Source organism: Aequorivita sp. Q41, assembly GCF_039831855.1.
In the GTDB taxonomy this organism is placed as follows: domain Bacteria; phylum Bacteroidota; class Bacteroidia; order Flavobacteriales; family Flavobacteriaceae; genus Aequorivita.
On record NZ_JBDPMS010000001.1, the window covers coordinates 325,804 to 342,551 of the forward strand.

Below are 16,748 nucleotides of genomic sequence, written 5' to 3' on the forward strand. Positions count from 1 at the left end.
TTAAATACTGCTTATTTTCTTCTTCTTCTTAGTTTTTTGCTATTAATTTTTTTCTGAAACTGTCTACTGTAATGTAACATCATCGCATAGGTGCTGTCAACAGGTTTAGTATATAAGGTGGCATATTCTTCTGCCATTACTTTTATCATGGTTTTTGAAAGCCATAGTCTTCTAAAATTATGCATACGTGCGTTAAAATCCATAGGCTCAAACCGCATGCGGTTTAAATCGATTAGATAGTATTCATAATTATTACCTCCATTATCTACTATCAAGGTGTTTCCTGGCGAATGGTCTAAAAAGTTTATACCATTTTCATGAAGCTTAAATGTGAATTTAGTAAACTGCCTTAAAATTTCATTCCGATTTTTGAATTTTGGATTGTGTATTAATTCTCGGAAATCAAAATCGTAATTTATATGCTTACTAATGTAAAAACTCTCCTTTAATCCACCCGAAAAAACTTCTAAATAGCCAACCGGAAAAGGCGTATTAATACCAAAACCTATCAACTTTGAAGCATATTCGTAGGATCTTTTCGCCTTGCTTTTCCGAAGAAATTGATATACTATTGATTGAAAAACATTAGGAGTTTTAAACTTTTTAATATTAAAAATAGTCCCCTCAAGCTGAACCCTTTTTATAACATTGCGATCGCCCTTAGTAACATATTCTCCTTTTTTTGAAAAATTAATAAGCACATCCATTAGCTTTGCAGCTAAAGGGGAATAATCAGGGTGAATTACAAAATTCTCACGCATTTATAAAAAAGATAAATTCAAAAAAGGTATTTTGCGAAGGTAAACTATATGAAGAAAATACTCGTAATACAGAACAAAAGAATTGGCGATGTGCTAATCAGCTCCGTTATTGCTAATAATATTAAAACTATTTTCCCAGATAGTAAAGTTACTTATTTTGTATATGATTATACTACTGGAGTTTTGGAAAACAACCCAAATATTGACCAAGTTATTTCCGTTAAAGAAAAAGAACTCAAGAGTTTTCCAAAGTTATTACAGACTATATCAAAAATAAGAAAGGAGAATTACGATATTATTTTCGACCCATATTCCAAACTTCAAAGTCGATTAATTTGTTTGTTTTCTGGTACTAAATTCAGAATCGGCCTTAAACGTGCGCACAAGGAATTAAAACTACCATTCTATACACACCCCATTAGTTTTTTAGAGCACCGTTCTAAAAATTGTGGAAAAGCAATTGAAGATAGAATAAATATGATTACTTCTGTTTTTGAATTAAAGCAGGCTGAATATACCCCAAAAATTTTTTTGACTGAAGAAGAAAAAAAATATGCGCGTATAGCTTCGCTTCAAAAACCTGTAATTATGCTAGGTATTTTGGGTAGCACCCCGCAAAAATCCATGCCATATGATTATATGGTTAAAATAGTTGACTATATAACAACCAATTATAAAGGCACTATACTTTTTAATTATGCACCTAACCAAAAAGAAGAAGCGTTAAAAGTGTATGAAATGTGCCAAAATAAAAACCAGATAAACTTGGATATTTATGAAGATTCCATTCGCGGTTTTATAAAATTAATGAATCAATGTACCCTTCTAGTTTCAAATGAAGGTGGAAGTGTACACATTACTAAAGCGTTAGAAAAACCAACGTTCACCATCTATTCTCCCTATGTAAACAAAGAACATTGGTGCAGTTTTGAGGATGGCGACAAACACGATTCTATTCATTTACTGGAAGAAAACCCCAATCTTTTTAGCAGTTTTACGCTTGAAGAACGCCGAAAAATTGAAGAAGACCCACATTCGCTATACAAAGAATTAACCCCTGCTATGATCCTTTTGAAGTTAAAACCCTTTTTGGAGCATCATCTTTCAGAATATGCTGTCTAATTACTTAAGCTTTCTTTCTTCTGAAAATTTTCAGATTTTGGAGATTTAACAATCCCGAATTCTGTCCAAACCCGTTTTTCCTGTTTAGTAATTTTTCGGATTGCTTTGTTTTTAACAAACATTTCTTTAGTTACATAACCACGTTCATGATCCAGGTGCAAGGTAACGGTACTATACCTAATCTGTAAAGGTTTTATGCCATAATTCATCAAACGCTCGCCCATTTCACGGTCTTCGCCTCCGTATTGCATTCGTTCGTCAAAACCATTAACAGCTAGTACATCTTTACGCCAGCCAGATGCATTATTTCCATCCCATGTAGCACTTGTAGGTGTAAAAGTGTTTAAAAAATCTTCCTTAAATCCGTACGATGTAAGCTTATTAATTTTAAAAGTCTTTTTCAAACCATGTTTCAAAAGCCACTTTGCATTAAAACAGCGCTGAGTTTCAATATCATTTTTTGTAATCTGATTCGAAATTTTCATAGAAAGCTTAAAATATCCAGCAGAAAGGAAACACCCTGGTCGACTTAAGCCTAAATGTGTAGAAACTAAATCATTCCGAGGAATACAATCACCATCTGTGAAAATTAAATATTCTCCCTTTGAAATACTTATCGCTTTATTTAAAATTTTCGTCTTCTGAAAACCGTCATCTTCTTGCCAAACATGCGTAATATTTAACGAAGAGTTTTGTTTGAAAGAATCTATCATTGCTTTAGTTTCTTGTCTTGAACCATCATCAGCAATAATAATTTCAAAATTCTTTTCATGCTGTTGCTCAAAACCCCAAAGTGCTTTTTCAAGCCATTCTGGTTGGTTATAAGTACTTACAATAACAGAAATATAAGGTGTGGAATCTGCATTTTTCACAATTCCATACGGTGTCCACTTCTTTTTTTGTTCCCGTGTCAACTTACGAATAGCAAGATTTTTTTCTATGGATTGCTTATTTTTATACCCCCGTGGATGGTCTAAATGCAACACAACCGCGTTATAACGAATCTGTTTACTTTTTATTCCTAAATTTATTAAACGTTCTCCAAGCTCACGGTCTTGTCCGCCATACTGCATGCGCTCATCAAAACCATTTATTGCCACAATATCCTTTTTCCATCCTGAGGCATTGTGGCCATTCCAACTTGCGTTGGTGGGTGTAAAAGCATTTAAAAGGGATGCTTTTATAGGACCTGAATAAAGTTTGTTATTTTTAAATGAAGAATGAAGGCCATGCTTTTTAAGCCAAGCAACATCAAAACATTTTTCTGAATAAACATCTTCCTTGCTAATTTCTTTAGAAATACCCATCGGCAACATAAAATAGCCCCCAGATAGAAAATAACCTTCTTCACGGTATTTAACGTGTTGCTCAACAAAATCTTTCCGAGGAATACAGTCGCCGTCGCTCATGATTATATACTCGGCACTGCATTGCTGAATTGCTTTATTTAAGATTTGAGATTTCTGAAAACCTTTATCCTCATGCCAAACATGAACAATGGGATAAAAAACTTCGGCTTCAATCCTTTTTAGCAATTGCAGTGTTTCATCGTTTGAACCATCATCCGCAACTACAACTTCAAATTGCCTATAAGTCTGATTATTATAGCCGTACAAAACCTTCTCTAACCAATCGCTGGAGTTGTAGGTACTTATTATTATGGAGGTATCAAGTTGCTTCATTACTACAAAGATAAAGTTATTTATCAAGTTGGCTCACGAAACAAAAAGTTGTAATTTCGAAAAAACTAAAGAATCATTAATTCACAAATAGTTAAAACAATAATTTGTGAATTTTTAGCAAAAATAAAATGCTGAAACTTACAGTAATCATACCTACATTCAACGAAGAAGCCTACCTAGAAGATGCTTTGTTTTCTGTTTCTTTTGCAGATGAAATTATTGTAATTGATTCTTTCAGCAGTGATAAAACTCCTGAAATAGCCAAAAAATACACTACAAAATTTCTTCAACGGAAATTTGATAATTTTTCAAACCAAAAAAACGCTGCCTTAAAAGAAGCTACTGGAGATTGGGTATTATTTGTAGATGCTGATGAACGGGTTACGCATTCGCTTGAAGCCGAAATAAAAGAAGTTCTTAAAAACCCCAAACACGGAGGCTACAAAATAAATTTCCCGCATTTTTATATGAATCGTTTTTTATACCATCACAGTGATGATGTGTTGCGATTAGTAAAAAGAAATGACGCTAAATTTTCGGGTTCCGTTCATGAAAAACTGAATTGTGAAGGCAGCATTGGAAAATTAAAAAATAAAATGCTTCATTTTACCTACAAAGGCTTAAACAGTTATATTTCAAAAAAAGAATCGTATGCTTGGTTTCAAGCGCAACAGCAATTTGACAAAGGCAAAAAAGCAACTTGGTTTCATCTGTTTTTTAAACCACCCTATCGTTTTTTTCGTTCCTTTATTTTAAAAGGTGGTTTTCGTGATGGTGTGCCTGGAATGACCGTTGCCGCTGTAAATGCCTACGGTGTTTTTGAACGGTATGTTAAGTTGATGCTTTTGCAAAAAGGGATTCGGTAAGATTGAATAGTGAAAATAATTATTTAGTATCAAAAAAGCTTTCCAAATCGGATTTTCTGCCGAAACTTTAACATTGAATATTCTCCTTTTATGTCAATTCGTTCAATTTCGAAGGGTTTTTTAAATGGAAAATGATTTATTCTATTTCCAATTCGCAACCCAAGTTGAATTCCATGCTGTTTTAATACTTTTTTGAAAGCTTCATTTTGCTTTATTTTCTTTGGAAATTTACCGTATGGATAAGCTACTATGGAAGAAAATTTTAGTTTGTTTTCAGCAACAAAATCAATACACTTCTGCGTATCTAATTCAATTTCAGCATTGGAAAGTTCCGTAATTTTTTTATGATAAAACGTATGGAAACCTAACTCAACAAACTTTGAGTCAAGAGATTTTAATTGTGTCGCGGTCATTATTTCTATGGAAGAAGTGTTCCAACTATCGGTTTTTCCTAAAAAATTAAGTGGGACAAAAAAAGTAGCTTTCAATTTATATTTTTTCAACAACGGTAGTGCGTGTTCCATCTGGCTTACATAGCCATCATCAAAAGTGATTACTATATTTTTACCTTTTGGCAGTTTTTTTAGTTGGAAAAGTTCCTTTAAATGAAAAGTTTTATACCCATTCTCAGCCAAGTGCTTGAATTGCTTTTCAAGTTTTTCTGCTGAAATAGTCAAGCCCTTCCCTTCTTCCACAGTAATGTGGTGGTACATTAAAATTGGCAGCTTCTCCATAATTGTTTTAAATTTTATACTTGTAAAATTATTACTTTTACACAAACTACAACTCGTTTTTGGAAAACGCTACAAAAATCACCGCCCTTGCTATTACGCTCAACGAAGCGCATACTATTGAAGCTTATATAAAAAGCCTTTGGTTTGTTGATGAAATCGTTATTGTAGACTCTTTTAGCACGGATGAAACCGTTTCCTTGGCCGAAAAACACGAAAAGGTAACTGTTTATCAGCGGAAATTTGACAACTTCTCTAAACAGAAAAATTTTGCGATTTCAAAAGCAAATAACGCTTGGGTAACTTTTTTTGACTTAGATGAAGAAATAACGCCTGCCCTTGCAAAAGAAATAATTGAACTTTCCAAAAACCCAACTGCCATTGCTTATTTAGTAAAACGCGACTTCTATTTTATGGAAAAACGCATAAAATATAGTGGTTTGCAGAATGATTATATTGTGCGTTTTTTCAATAAAAAATACTGTAAGTACAACGCAAATTTAGTTCACGAGACTTTGGAGGTTAATGGGGAAAGTGAGAATTTAAAAAACAGTCTTCCGCACCACACCTATAAATCATTCGATACTTATACTTCAAAAATGCATCAGTATAGTGCGCTACAAGCGGAAATGCTTTATAAAAAAGGAAAAAAACCTAATTATTATCATTTTCTATTCCGTCCTTTTTATCGTTTTTGGAATCAATTTATTTTTAGACTGGGAATTCTGGACGGCAAAGAAGGGTTTATTTTAGCCTATGTAAGTGCTTTTTCGGTTTTTAAACGGTATGTAAATCTTTGGCTTTTATATCGTAAAATCGATTAAAATTTTAAGTTACAAATATTTATCAATTCCATTTTCACACCATTTGCTTTTTTCTGCAACTGCTTTACTTTGTAGATTATCATTGATTTCAAAGCGGCTTTGGTCTTTTACTCGATGCCAAATATGGTACACAATACCGCGGTAACGCAGCCTTCTTCCTAATACGCCATTATTCATCATCCTAATAATTAGCTCTGAATCTTCCCTGCCCCAACCTTCAAATGCTTCGTTATAACCGTTTACGGCCACAACATCTTTCTTCCAGAAGGAAACATTGCAACCTCGCATTTTATCTGAAATTTCGTTTTTGGTTTTATAAAGACCACTTAAAATTGGAATTCGCAGATTTCGAGTCCTCTTTTTAATTCCTTCATCAAAAAAACCAAATTTTATTTTCTGTGAATCAAAAAGCTTTGGAAGAAATTTTTCTTGAATGTTTACACGACTTCCAAAGAGATATACATTTTTCTGAGCCAACGCTTTGTGATCGCGCACAAAATCTTTGTGCATTATACAGTCACCATCAGCTTGAATAATATAATCACCCTTTGCTTCAGCGATTGCTTTATTTAAAATTATTGCTTTTCTAAATCCTTTGTCTTCATGCCAAAAGTGATGAATTGGGGCGATTAATTTTTTTTGAAAATCTTCAATTAAACGCTTTGTATCTTCCGAAGAGCCATCATCTGCAATCAGAATCTCATCTGGTTGCTCTGATTGATTGTGCACACTTAAAAGCACTAATTCTAGTGCTTTCGGCCAATTATAGGTAGAAATTAGTAATGAGGTTTTCATTTAAAAAGGTGTTTAAAATATTGACCAAAATTCTTTTTAAAAAGAAAAATAGCAGATGGATGTAGTTTAGGGTTTTTATTTAATTGCTGCTTTATTTCATTTAAATCTTTAGTATCAATATAGTCTAAAGTTTTCCAACCATCAGGCTGTAAATAAAAAAAATCCTGCTTTTTTTTATAATTCTCTTTATTTACTGAGCGCCATTTTTCAACATATTTTTCAATATCAAAGTCTTTTGAATGTCCCCAATTTGTAAGTTTAGTCATCAATTCTTTCTCACTGCGTGAAATACATTCGTGCATCAAAAGATTATCAGTATAAATTATTCGCTTACGATTTTGGCGCGCATAAGTGTATTTTGGATAATTTGTTGCTAATAAAACCTTTGTTGGATTGTCTACATAAAGCAAGCCATCATCTGTATATTTATACATATTTATTAAAAATCCAGCAATTTGAACAGGCGTCTTTTCTGGGTTGTTTAAAAAACTATCGTATGTGCGAAGTGTTTTTACAAATTTTTTAAAATCAATAAAATACTCATCAGCATCTACTTGTATCAGCCAATTACCAACCCCCATTTTTTCAGAAAGCATGGTGCGTTCCCGCGTGTCATTTTCTATAGCTGATAACTCAGGAATGTAAAAATCATCCCTATAAATTTGGATTTTTCCTTCGGTGTCAAATTGTTTTATCCAATCGTAAAAACTTTGATCAACCTCAAATTTTTCTCCAGACCAAGTTCTATATTCCATATCTTCAGCAATAAATATGGCATCAGCCTCCCTATAAACTGGCGGAATAGCCTTTTTGAGGTTTTCATAATCGTAGGAGAGTAAAAAACCGACTTGAATTTTTTTAGACATATCTTTGTGATGGTTACAATATTCACAAAAATAGCCTATTTTTAAAGCCATTGACAACTATACCGCTAAATTTTGGAAAAAAGCAGTTTCACAAAACCACATATTTCAGTCGTAATTTTAAACTATAATACGTTCCAACTTACACTGGATTGTATAGCTTCCATTAAAAAAAATACACCTCCCGCAATTGTTGTAGAATATATAATTGTAGATAATGCTTCGGCTAATAATGAAGGAGCCTTACTTGCTACTGAATTTCAAAATAGCAGCGACATAAAAGTCATAAAAACGCAAATAAACTTAGGTTTCGGAGCTGGAAATATGGTAGGTGCACAACAAGCCACAGGTTCCTTTTTCGCTTTTATAAATAGCGATGTGCTGTTTACACAAGATTGTTTTTCTGAAATGGTCTCCTTTATGAAAACCAACAAGGATGTAGGTGTTTGTGGTATTCAGATTTTAAATAGGGAAGGACAAAAAACCATTTCGCAACGCCCGTTTGAAGGAGTTCGTTATAAATTATTGGGAAAAAAACTACTCTATAAAACTGATGCAACTATTCCTAAAATTAATGCAGAATTAAAAAAGCCAACTCAAGTAGATTTTGTTATTGGCAGTTTTATGTTTTTCAATGCAAGTGCATACCGGGAATGTGGCGGTTTTGACCCTAACATATTTTTATATTATGAAGAGTTCGATATCTGCTATCGCTTAAAGAAACTTGGTTATAAAACAATGTTTCTACCGCATTTGCAATACATACATCTGGAAGGGCAAAGTGGCGCTTTCAATATTTTGAAGAAGAAGGAACACTTACTTTCGTACCTCTATGTAGTGCGAAAAAACTTAGGTATTTTTAAGTTTTGGATTATAAAAAACTATTTATTAATCAGCTATTTTTTTAAAGCAATCTTTAAGCCAAAATACCTCCCAATGTTTACTTTTTTACTTTTCCGAGGGGAGAGTTTGGCGCATTCTATACGGCATCTACAAAAACAGTTGGAGAAGAAGTAAATTAATTTTCAGTTACTTTATAAACCATACCGCACATTCTTTTTATTTTAACAACCATTTTTTGAAACAAAGAAGGTTTGTAGCGCCTTTTCAGCTTTTTAAGTAGTTTGTATTGTTGGTCTCTTTTTCCACTGGTTTCATAGGCCGTAAAACTTTGTGATTCCTTAGAAACAATTCGGTAATAACAGCTGCGTTCTTTCACAAAACTCACAGAATTATTCATATAAATTGGTAATAAAAACAAATAATCTTCAGCCAATTGTAAGCGTTCATCAAATTCTAAACCTAATTGTTTTACCGTATTCTTTGCTACTACAAAACTATGAATGGTTATAAAATTATCTTTATAAAAAGATACCTTATCAATATATCTTCCTACAAAAAGTCCAGGTTTTTGTTTCCCTGTTTCATCCACAACTTGCGAAATACAAAAAGCCATAACAGTGTTATTGTTTTTAATTGCTGAAATCAGATTTTCATAGTGATTGCTAGCCACAAAATCATCATCATCTAGAAAAGCTAAATACTCCCCTTGGGCAGAGCGCATACCGAGGTTAAGGTTTTTTGAACGTTCATCTTCATTCGTTTTATTTTGAATGAAAACAATTTTTTTCTTAGGAAAAAACGCAGTAAGATTATTTTTAACTTGCTCAAAAATAAGGCTATCAGTACCTTGAAAAACTACAATAACTTCTATGGAAGGGTATGAATTTTCAAAAATACTGTTAACAGCTTTTTTTAATAATTCTATATCCCGCCCCATTGTTCGCACAATGACAGAGAGTTTCGGTAACGTATTTAAGGTATCCAACTTTATTAACCAGTTATTATTAAAGATTCAAAGCTACTGAAATAAATATACACCTATTCGCTTGTAAACTTCAAATTCAATAACTTCGCAGTTCAAAATATTACACATGAAAACTGAAATTGAAAACTGTCTTACCATCCTTAAAAGAGGTGGTCTCATCCTCTACCCTACAGATACTCTTTGGGGTATTGGCTGCGACGCTACCAATCCAGAAGCAGTTGATAAGGTTTTTCAACTAAAGAAAAGAAGTGATGAAAAATCGCTAATTTGTCTGGTTCATGATTTTAGAATGCTCAATGAATATGTTGAAAACGTACCAGAAGTGGCTTACGATATTTTGAAATACGCGCAAAAACCTACCACTATTATTTATGACGACCCCATACGTGTGGCTGAAAATATTATTGCTAAAGACAACTCTCTTGCTATTAGAGTAACGAAAGATGAATTTTGCAAAAAACTACTTCAAAAATACAGAAGACCTTTGGTGTCCACATCAGCAAATATTTCTGGTAAAAAAAACCCACAAAGCTTTGCCGAAATAGACCCTATAATTTTGGAGGGCGTAGACTATGTTGTAAATTTGCATCACGAAAAAAAATCAGGAAAGCCATCTGCAATTATCAAGCTGAAAAATGATGGTTCCGTACGTATAATTCGGAAGTAAAAACGAATTCTAAAAGGAGTCCAAAACTTACTTGAACATTTCAAGAAAAAACACACCTTTTCGATACTATAAAAATGCAACATCAAACCTACATATCTGCTTTAAAAAACCCACTTTTTAGAACAATTTCCAAAGCAGCTTCAAACCTAAATACAGAAAGCTACGTGATTGGCGGTTATGTTCGTGATTATTTATTAAAACGTGGTACTGCTAAAGATATTGATATTGTTGCTGTTGGCAGCGGCATCGATTTAGCACAAGAGGTTTCAAAATTACTTCCAGGAAAACCTAAAGTTTCTATATTTAAAACCTATGGAACCGCAATGCTAAAAAGTGGCGGAATAGAGCTTGAGTTTGTAGGAGCGCGCAAAGAATCCTACTCTGAAGAAAGTCGAAATCCCGCTGTGGAAAATGGCACTTTAGAAGACGATCAAAACCGAAGGGATTTTACCATAAACGCTTTAGCGTTGAGCCTAAGCAATGCTACTTTTGGAGCACTTCTAGATCCTTTTAACGGTGTTAAAGACCTTCAAAATAAAATAATCAGAACACCATTAGATCCAGATATTACCTTTAGCGACGATCCTTTACGCATGCTTCGAGCAATCCGCTTTGCAACTCAATTGGATTTCATTATAGAGCAAAAATCGTTGGATGCAATTACACGAAATTCTAAAAGAATTAAGATTATTTCCAAAGAGCGAATAGTTGATGAAATAAACAAAATACTGCTTTCAGAAGTTCCTTCTAAAGGTTTTGCCTTACTGCATAAAACTGGGTTGCTTCCTCACATTCTTCCAGAATTAATCGCCTTACAAGGAATAGATGAAAAAGAAGGCCAAACCCACAAAGACAATTTTTGGCATACCTTAGAGGTGGTCGATAATATTTCAAAAACCACAGACGACCTTTGGTTACGCTGGGCCGCTTTACTTCATGATATTGGAAAAGCACCCACAAAAAAGTTTGATAAAAAGCTAGGTTGGACCTTCCATGCGCATGAGTTTATAGGCGCTAAAATGGTTTATAAACTCTTCAAACGCTTAAAATTGCCATTGAATGAAAAAATGAAATTCGTTCAAAAAATGGTTTTAATGAGCTCACGTCCAATTGTGCTAGCCAGCGATGTAACTGATAGTGCTGTTCGAAGATTAATTTTTGATGCTGGCGAAAATGTAGAGGATTTAATGACGCTCTGCGAAGCAGACATTACAACGAAAAACCCTAAAAAGTTTAAAAAATATCATAGTAATTTTCAGCTAGTTCGTACTAAATTAGTGGAAGTTGAAGAACGCGACCAAGTGCGTAATTTTCAACCACCGGTTACCGGAGAAGAAATAATGAAGACCTTTAATTTAAAGCCTTCTCGTGAAATAGGAATTATAAAAGACGCCATAAAGGAAGCAATTCTAGAAGGCGAAATCCCCAATGAATATGAAGCCGCAAAAGAGTTTATGCTGAAAAAAGGAGAATCATTAGGCTTGAAAATAACTGATGCTTCCTAATTAAATCGTGCTTAAAAACCGTAAACAATGTATCGTAAATTTGTAAAAATATCACTTGTATTCGTGTATTTGGTCATAATAGCAGGGGCAATGGTGCGAATGACTGGCTCTGGAATGGGGTGCCCAGATTGGCCTAAATGTTTTGGGTATTATATTCCGCCAACAGATATTTCGGAACTTGAATGGGATGCTGTGCGCGATTTTAAAAAAGGGGAAGTTATTATTCACAATGAAACACTACAAGTTGCTAAAAAAGATTTTACAACTTCCGATACTTACAATGCTACAAATTGGGAACTTTATACAAAACACGCTTACGCCAAGTTTAATGTTTGGCACACATGGATTGAATATATAAACCGATTGTTTGGCGCGCTGTCGGGAATTGCCATTTTTATCATGGCCATCTATTCCATTAAAAAATGGAAACTTAGTAAAAGAATCACCCTAATTTCATGGGCAAGTGTCTTTATGCTTGGTTTTCAAGCTTGGTTAGGTGCAACAGTGGTGTATTCGGTTTTAGACCCTATAAAAATTACAATTCATATGGTTATGGCATTGGTAATTGTTGCCGTGTTACTTTATCTTTTATATATCTCTAAGGATACGCAAGAAGACTTTAGTACTTCAAAAATGTTTAAATCTATTATCATTTTCTCTGTTATACTCACGCTTATTCAGATTGTTTTAGGAACACAGGTTCGTGAGTTTGTGGACGAACAAGTAGCCATAGTTGGGTACGGCGCACGCGCGCTTTGGTTAGAAAACCCAAGATTAGATTTTTATCTTCACCGTTCATTTTCGATATTAGTGGTGGCTACAAATCTTTTTCTTTGGTATTTAAACCGTAAAAATAATTTTGGCCTCCAAAAAATAAATTATTTATTGCTTTTAATACTTGCCGAAGCATTCACAGGAATATTGATGTATTATTTTGATTTCCCGTTTCTTTCGCAGCCATTACATTTAGTCCTTGCTTCCTTACTTTTTGGATATCAATTTTATATCTTGTTAGAAGCATTTCACCCCCGTAGAACAAGCAAAAGTTTGTAACTTTGCACCCTAATTTTTTATACGTATGATTTATCGTTTCAGAATAATCCTCGACACCCACGAAGATGTTTTCCGTGACATCGAAATAGAAGCATCAGCAACACTGGAAGATTTGCACAATGCCCTTACTCAATCCTTTGGGTTTGATGGACAAGAAATGGCTTCCTTTTATATTAGCAATGATTTATGGGAAGAAGGTGAAGAAATATCTCTTTTTGATGTAAGTGATGAACCGGGAGGCATTCGGGTAATGAATGAAACCACACTAGAAGACGTTGTTGACGAAGAAAATACGCGCCTTTTGTATGTGTATGATTTTTTAAACATGTGGACATTTATGGTGGAACTTGCTGACATTGCAGAGCTTGAAGAAGGAATAATGTACCCAAACCTTATGTTTGCTCACGGACAAATTCCTGAAGAAGCACCTGAAAAAGAGTTTATCGCTGAAGAAATTGATGAAGATGAAAATTTTGATGAGGAATTTGATTTAGATCCTGAAGATTACGACAACCTGGATTTTGATGAAAATTGGAATTAAATAAATAGCTACTCCTTTTAAGTAGTAATTGAACTAAAAACACTTTATTTACAACTCTTAATTCACCCCTCAAGAAATGATCAACCTTTTTTCAACCCATATCGCCTCCCTTTCCATTCACCGAGTTGGTAATAAAAGCCGAAGCGAAGCAATGTTCCTTTCTGAAGAGCCCTATAAAATGGATGATGAAATTACACCATTGCTTAAGGAATTTTTCTTGAAACCCTTTCGCGATAAAGAAGAAAACTATTTTAAATTTTCACATGAAGCAGATTTAGAATTTCATGAATTGTTTAATAGTGCTACCAAAATTTTTGACAACCCGGATACCATTCATGAAGAGAGTCGTAAAATAGCAACCTACCTTTACAATCAATCTGAACATCCACATATAAAGAGTGGCGAAGTATATGTAGCATACCTTGAAAATGTACAACTGGACAATGTAAAAATGGATGCCATTGGCATTTTTAAAAGTGAATTAAAGCAGGATTTTTTACAATTTTCTGAAGAAAAAAATCAGTTAGAAGCCATGCTTCAACACGGTGTTAACCTAAACAAACTCGACAAAGGTTGTATTGTATTTAATACTCAAAAAGAAGAAGGTTATAAAGTGCTCTCTGTAGATAGCAATCGCTATGATGCTAGATATTGGTTAGAAAGTTTTCTTGGGGTTGACGCTCTTGCAGATGATAATTTCTACACAAAAAAATATTTAAAATTCTGTCAAGATTTTGCGAAAGACGTTGTGCTTCCTGCAGAAGACAAAAAACAGGAAGTAATGTTTATGAACCGTGCGGTTAATCATTTTGCGAAAAATGACAATTTTGAAGAAACCGCTTTTATGAATGAAGTAATCGACAATCCAGATTTACTACCCGAATTTCGTCATTATAAAAGTGAAAAAGCGCCCAAATATAGCATTGAAGATTTAACCACATTCCCGATTGCAAACACTGCTGTTACCGCGGCTCGAAAGAAGATTAAAAATGTAATAAACCTAGATACAAACATTCAGATAAAACTAGATTTTATAAATCCTGAAAGTGCTGAAAAATTTGTAGAAAAAGGATGGGATGAAGAAAAACAGATGTATTACTATTTAGTGTATTTCAATAAAGAACAGAAAAGTTAGTGAATAGTAAAAAATTAAATTTATATACTAATTCCCAACTTCACTGATGAATTTGATACGGTACAAACGCAATTCTTCTTCATCGTAATCACCATCAAATTCCTCTAAAGCTTCTTCTATTTTATCGCTTTTGGCTTCAAGAAAATAATCATGAATTTCTTCTTGTTGGTCTTCGTCTAAAACTTCATCTACCCAATAATCAATATTTAATTTGGTCCCGCTATAAACGATGGCTTCCATTTCTTTAATAAACTCAGGCATTTCAAGGCCTTTCGCATTGGCGATATCCAACAAAGAAAGTTTTCGATCAACGTTTTGAATTATATATAATTTTAAGGAACTATTTGTTCCAGTAGATTTTACAACAAAATCTTCGGGTCTAATTATATCGTTTTCTTCAACATAATCTTGAATTAGCTTTAAAAATCCTTTCCCATATTTTTTTGCTTTCCCCTCTCCTACCCCATGAACATTGGAAAGTTCTTCCATAGTTACAGGATATTTAAGCGCCATATCTTCCAATGAAGGTTCTTGGAAAATAACAAATGGAGGAAGGTCTAACTCATGCGCCACTTTTTTAAGCTGCGCCTTCAAAAGTTTAAAAAGGTTTTCGTCTGCAACATCGGCTCCTTTATTTGCAGCGACAATAACATCATCGTTCGCTTCTTTAAAAGAATGATCTTCTGTCATCATAAAAGAAGTTGGCGATTTTATAAACTCTTTGCCTAGCTGTGTTAAATGAATTACACCATAAGTTTCAATATCCTTTTTTAAATATCCAGCTACAAACAACTGGCGCAGTAAGGCCATCCAATAGGCCGCATCATGATTAGAACCAGAGCCAAAATATTCTTGTACATCGGTACGGTGAGATTTAATAAGTGCATTTACTTTTCCAACCAATACATTTACAATTTCCTTGCTTTTATATTGTTCATTTGTTTTAGCAACTACTTCTAGAAGCTGCTTGGCATTATCTTTTGCTTCTCGTTTCTTTTTAGGATGACGCATATTATCGTCCATCATTCCACCTTCCCCAGTTTCATTATCAAACTCTTCCCCAAAATAATGAAGGATGAATTTTCTTCGGGAAATAGATGTTTCAGCAAAACCTACTACTTCCTGCAATAGCGCATGGCCTATTTCCTGTTCTGCAACAGGTTTTCCGCTCATAAATTTTTCGAGCTTTTCTATGTCTTTATAGCTGTAAAATGCAAGGCAATGACCTTCCCCTCCATCTCTTCCTGCACGGCCTGTTTCTTGATAATAGCTTTCTATACTTTTTGGAATGTCGTTATGGATTACAAAACGCACATCGGGTTTGTCTATTCCCATCCCGAAAGCAATTGTTGCCACAACCACATCCACATCCTCCATCAAGAACATATCTTGATGTTTTACACGGGTTTTTCCGTCGAGTCCTGCGTGATATGGAACCGCTTTTATACCATTTACTTGCAATGCTTGCGCTAGTTCTTCAACTCTTTTTCTACTTAAGCAATAAATAATTCCACTTTTTCCTTCGTTTTGTTTTACGAAACGTATTACATCTGCATCAACATTTTTAGTTTTCGGTCTAATCTCATAATAAAGATTCGGGCGATTAAAAGAAGCTTTAAACGTGTTTGCTTCTTGCATTCCTAAATTCTTCAGAATATCTTCTTGTACTTTTGGGGTGGCTGTTGCGGTAAGTCCGATTATTGGAATAGCGTCGCCAATTCGCTGAATTATACTTTTTAAATTCCTGTATTCAGGTCTAAAATCGTGTCCCCATTCGCTAATACAATGTGCTTCATCGATAGCCATAAAGGAGATTTTCTGGGTTTGTAGAAAAGACACATATTCTTCTTTCGTAAGTGATTCGGGAGCTACGTAGAGTAATTTTGTGATGCCATCGGCGATATCGCTTTTCACTTTTTTCACTTCCGTTTTATTAAGTGAAGAATTGAGTACATGTGCAATTCCTTCTTCCGATGAAAGTGAGCGTAAAGCATCCACTTGGTTTTTCATTAGCGCAATAAGTGGCGAAACTACTATTGCCGTACCTTCCTGCATAAGCGCTGGAAGTTGATAACAAAGTGATTTTCCTCCACCTGTTGGCATAATTACAAAAGTATTATTGCCGTCAAGAATGCTCTTTACTACTTCTTCCTGCAAGCCTTTAAACTTGCTAAATCCAAAATATTTTTTTAATGCTTCGTAAATGTCAGTTTTTGCCACCCTGCGTTGGTTTTAATGGACAATTCAGTTTTAATCAACAATACATTGTTTTACAACTTAACAATCGTAATTTTGCAACCGTATTTAGTTGACTGCATCTTAATAGAAAGGTATCTTTATTAAGATTCTGAATTTAGTTAAATTCTATTTTAAAT

16 protein-coding genes are annotated in these 16,748 nt (G+C 34.0%); 9 read left to right on the plus strand and 7 right to left on the minus strand.

Annotated features, from left to right (window positions below; all coding sequences use genetic code 11):
- Window positions 1-11: 11 nt before the first annotated feature.
- Complete coding sequence (locus ABJ955_RS01510) at window positions 12-761, minus strand: lipopolysaccharide kinase InaA family protein (protein ID WP_347372835.1); 750 nt, start codon at window positions 759-761, stop codon at window positions 12-14.
- A 48-nt stretch (window positions 762-809) separates the two neighbouring features.
- On the opposite strand from ABJ955_RS01510, the gene ABJ955_RS01515 reads away from it, so the two are divergent.
- A complete protein-coding gene (locus ABJ955_RS01515; protein ID WP_347372836.1) occupies window positions 810-1,883 on the plus strand; it encodes a glycosyltransferase family 9 protein in 1,074 nt (357 codons plus the stop codon).
- On the opposite strand, the gene ABJ955_RS01520 is transcribed toward ABJ955_RS01515, so the two are convergent.
- Window positions 1,880-3,565: a glycosyltransferase family 2 protein gene (locus ABJ955_RS01520; RefSeq protein ID WP_347372837.1), complete on the minus strand. Its 1,686-nt coding sequence runs from the start codon at window positions 3,563-3,565 to the stop codon at window positions 1,880-1,882. The genes ABJ955_RS01515 and ABJ955_RS01520 overlap by 4 nt on opposite strands.
- 128 nt (window positions 3,566-3,693) lie before the next feature.
- Between ABJ955_RS01520 and ABJ955_RS01525 the strand changes: the two genes are divergently transcribed.
- Window positions 3,694-4,431 (plus strand): glycosyltransferase family 2 protein, encoded by a 738-nt coding sequence (locus ABJ955_RS01525; protein ID WP_347372838.1) that lies wholly within the window; start codon window positions 3,694-3,696, stop codon window positions 4,429-4,431.
- A gap of 29 nt (window positions 4,432-4,460) precedes the next feature.
- On the opposite strand, the gene ABJ955_RS01530 is transcribed toward ABJ955_RS01525, so the two are convergent.
- Window positions 4,461-5,165, minus strand: coding sequence for a polysaccharide deacetylase family protein (locus tag ABJ955_RS01530; protein WP_347372839.1), 705 nt, complete (start codon window positions 5,163-5,165; stop codon window positions 4,461-4,463).
- A 59-nt stretch (window positions 5,166-5,224) separates the two neighbouring features.
- On the opposite strand from ABJ955_RS01530, the gene ABJ955_RS01535 reads away from it, so the two are divergent.
- On the plus strand, window positions 5,225-5,986 hold the full coding sequence (locus tag ABJ955_RS01535) for a glycosyltransferase family 2 protein (protein WP_347372840.1): 762 nt from the start codon (window positions 5,225-5,227) through the stop codon (window positions 5,984-5,986).
- A gap of 9 nt (window positions 5,987-5,995) precedes the next feature.
- On the opposite strand, the gene ABJ955_RS01540 is transcribed toward ABJ955_RS01535, so the two are convergent.
- Window positions 5,996-6,781 carry a glycosyltransferase family 2 protein gene (locus ABJ955_RS01540; RefSeq protein WP_347372841.1) on the minus strand — a complete coding sequence of 262 codons (786 nt, stop codon included), beginning with the start codon at window positions 6,779-6,781 and terminating at the stop codon, window positions 5,996-5,998.
- Entirely contained in the window at window positions 6,778-7,647 is an 870-nt protein-coding gene (locus ABJ955_RS01545; RefSeq protein WP_347372842.1) for a hypothetical protein, read from the minus strand. Before ABJ955_RS01545 ends, ABJ955_RS01540 begins: the two co-directional genes overlap by 4 nt.
- 72 nt (window positions 7,648-7,719) lie before the next feature.
- Between ABJ955_RS01545 and ABJ955_RS01550 the strand changes: the two genes are divergently transcribed.
- The gene (locus ABJ955_RS01550; RefSeq protein ID WP_347372843.1) at window positions 7,720-8,661 is read left to right on the plus strand and encodes a glycosyltransferase family 2 protein; all 942 of its coding nucleotides are present in this window, start codon (window positions 7,720-7,722) and stop codon (window positions 8,659-8,661) included.
- Between the two features lies 1 nt (window position 8,662).
- Here ABJ955_RS01550 and ABJ955_RS01555 read toward each other — a convergent pair whose 3' ends face one another.
- Window positions 8,663-9,472, minus strand: coding sequence for a glycosyltransferase (locus ABJ955_RS01555; protein ID WP_347372844.1), 810 nt, complete (start codon window positions 9,470-9,472; stop codon window positions 8,663-8,665).
- Window positions 9,473-9,578: 106 nt separating this feature from the next.
- Here ABJ955_RS01555 and ABJ955_RS01560 point away from each other — a divergent pair, with 106 nt between their 5' ends.
- The 5 genes from ABJ955_RS01560 (at window position 9,579) to ABJ955_RS01580 (ending at window position 14,373) form a co-directional block, all read left to right on the plus strand.
- A complete protein-coding gene (locus tag ABJ955_RS01560) occupies window positions 9,579-10,139 on the plus strand; it encodes an L-threonylcarbamoyladenylate synthase (RefSeq protein WP_347372845.1) in 561 nt (186 codons plus the stop codon).
- A gap of 74 nt (window positions 10,140-10,213) precedes the next feature.
- A complete protein-coding gene (locus ABJ955_RS01565) occupies window positions 10,214-11,644 on the plus strand; it encodes an HD domain-containing protein (RefSeq protein WP_347372846.1) in 1,431 nt (476 codons plus the stop codon).
- A 27-nt stretch (window positions 11,645-11,671) separates the two neighbouring features.
- Window positions 11,672-12,697, plus strand: coding sequence for a COX15/CtaA family protein (locus ABJ955_RS01570; protein ID WP_347372847.1), 1,026 nt, complete (start codon window positions 11,672-11,674; stop codon window positions 12,695-12,697).
- 25 nt (window positions 12,698-12,722) lie between these two features.
- On the plus strand, window positions 12,723-13,238 hold the full coding sequence (locus ABJ955_RS01575; RefSeq protein ID WP_347372848.1) for a hypothetical protein: 516 nt from the start codon (window positions 12,723-12,725) through the stop codon (window positions 13,236-13,238).
- Window positions 13,239-13,314: 76 nt separating this feature from the next.
- Window positions 13,315-14,373, plus strand: a complete 1,059-nt coding sequence (locus ABJ955_RS01580) for a nucleoid-associated protein (protein ID WP_347372849.1) — start codon at window positions 13,315-13,317, stop codon at window positions 14,371-14,373.
- A gap of 27 nt (window positions 14,374-14,400) precedes the next feature.
- Here the strand turns inward: ABJ955_RS01580 and ABJ955_RS01585 are convergent, their stop codons facing one another.
- A complete protein-coding gene (locus ABJ955_RS01585; protein WP_347372850.1) occupies window positions 14,401-16,593 on the minus strand; it encodes a RecQ family ATP-dependent DNA helicase in 2,193 nt (730 codons plus the stop codon).
- Between the last annotated feature and the right edge of the window lie 155 nt (window positions 16,594-16,748).

Excerpts from the sequence above, each read along its gene's own strand:
- ABJ955_RS01510 (WP_347372835.1), bottom strand. The coding sequence starts at position 761 with ATGCGTGAGAATTTTGTAATTCACCCTGATTATTCCCCTTTAGCTGCA.
- ABJ955_RS01515 (WP_347372836.1), top strand. The coding sequence starts at position 810 with ATGAAGAAAATACTCGTAATACAGAACAAAAGAATTGGCGATGTGCTA.
- ABJ955_RS01520 (WP_347372837.1), bottom strand. The coding sequence starts at position 3,565 with ATGAAGCAACTTGATACCTCCATAATAATAAGTACCTACAACTCCAGC.
- ABJ955_RS01525 (WP_347372838.1), top strand. The coding sequence starts at position 3,694 with ATGCTGAAACTTACAGTAATCATACCTACATTCAACGAAGAAGCCTAC.
- ABJ955_RS01530 (WP_347372839.1), bottom strand. The coding sequence starts at position 5,165 with ATGGAGAAGCTGCCAATTTTAATGTACCACCACATTACTGTGGAAGAA.
- ABJ955_RS01540 (WP_347372841.1), bottom strand. The coding sequence starts at position 6,781 with ATGAAAACCTCATTACTAATTTCTACCTATAATTGGCCGAAAGCACTA.
- ABJ955_RS01545 (WP_347372842.1), bottom strand. The coding sequence starts at position 7,647 with ATGTCTAAAAAAATTCAAGTCGGTTTTTTACTCTCCTACGATTATGAA.
- ABJ955_RS01560 (WP_347372845.1), top strand. The coding sequence starts at position 9,579 with ATGAAAACTGAAATTGAAAACTGTCTTACCATCCTTAAAAGAGGTGGT.
- ABJ955_RS01565 (WP_347372846.1), top strand. The coding sequence starts at position 10,214 with ATGCAACATCAAACCTACATATCTGCTTTAAAAAACCCACTTTTTAGA.
- ABJ955_RS01570 (WP_347372847.1), top strand. The coding sequence starts at position 11,672 with ATGTATCGTAAATTTGTAAAAATATCACTTGTATTCGTGTATTTGGTC.
- ABJ955_RS01575 (WP_347372848.1), top strand. The coding sequence starts at position 12,723 with ATGATTTATCGTTTCAGAATAATCCTCGACACCCACGAAGATGTTTTC.
- ABJ955_RS01580 (WP_347372849.1), top strand. The coding sequence starts at position 13,315 with ATGATCAACCTTTTTTCAACCCATATCGCCTCCCTTTCCATTCACCGA.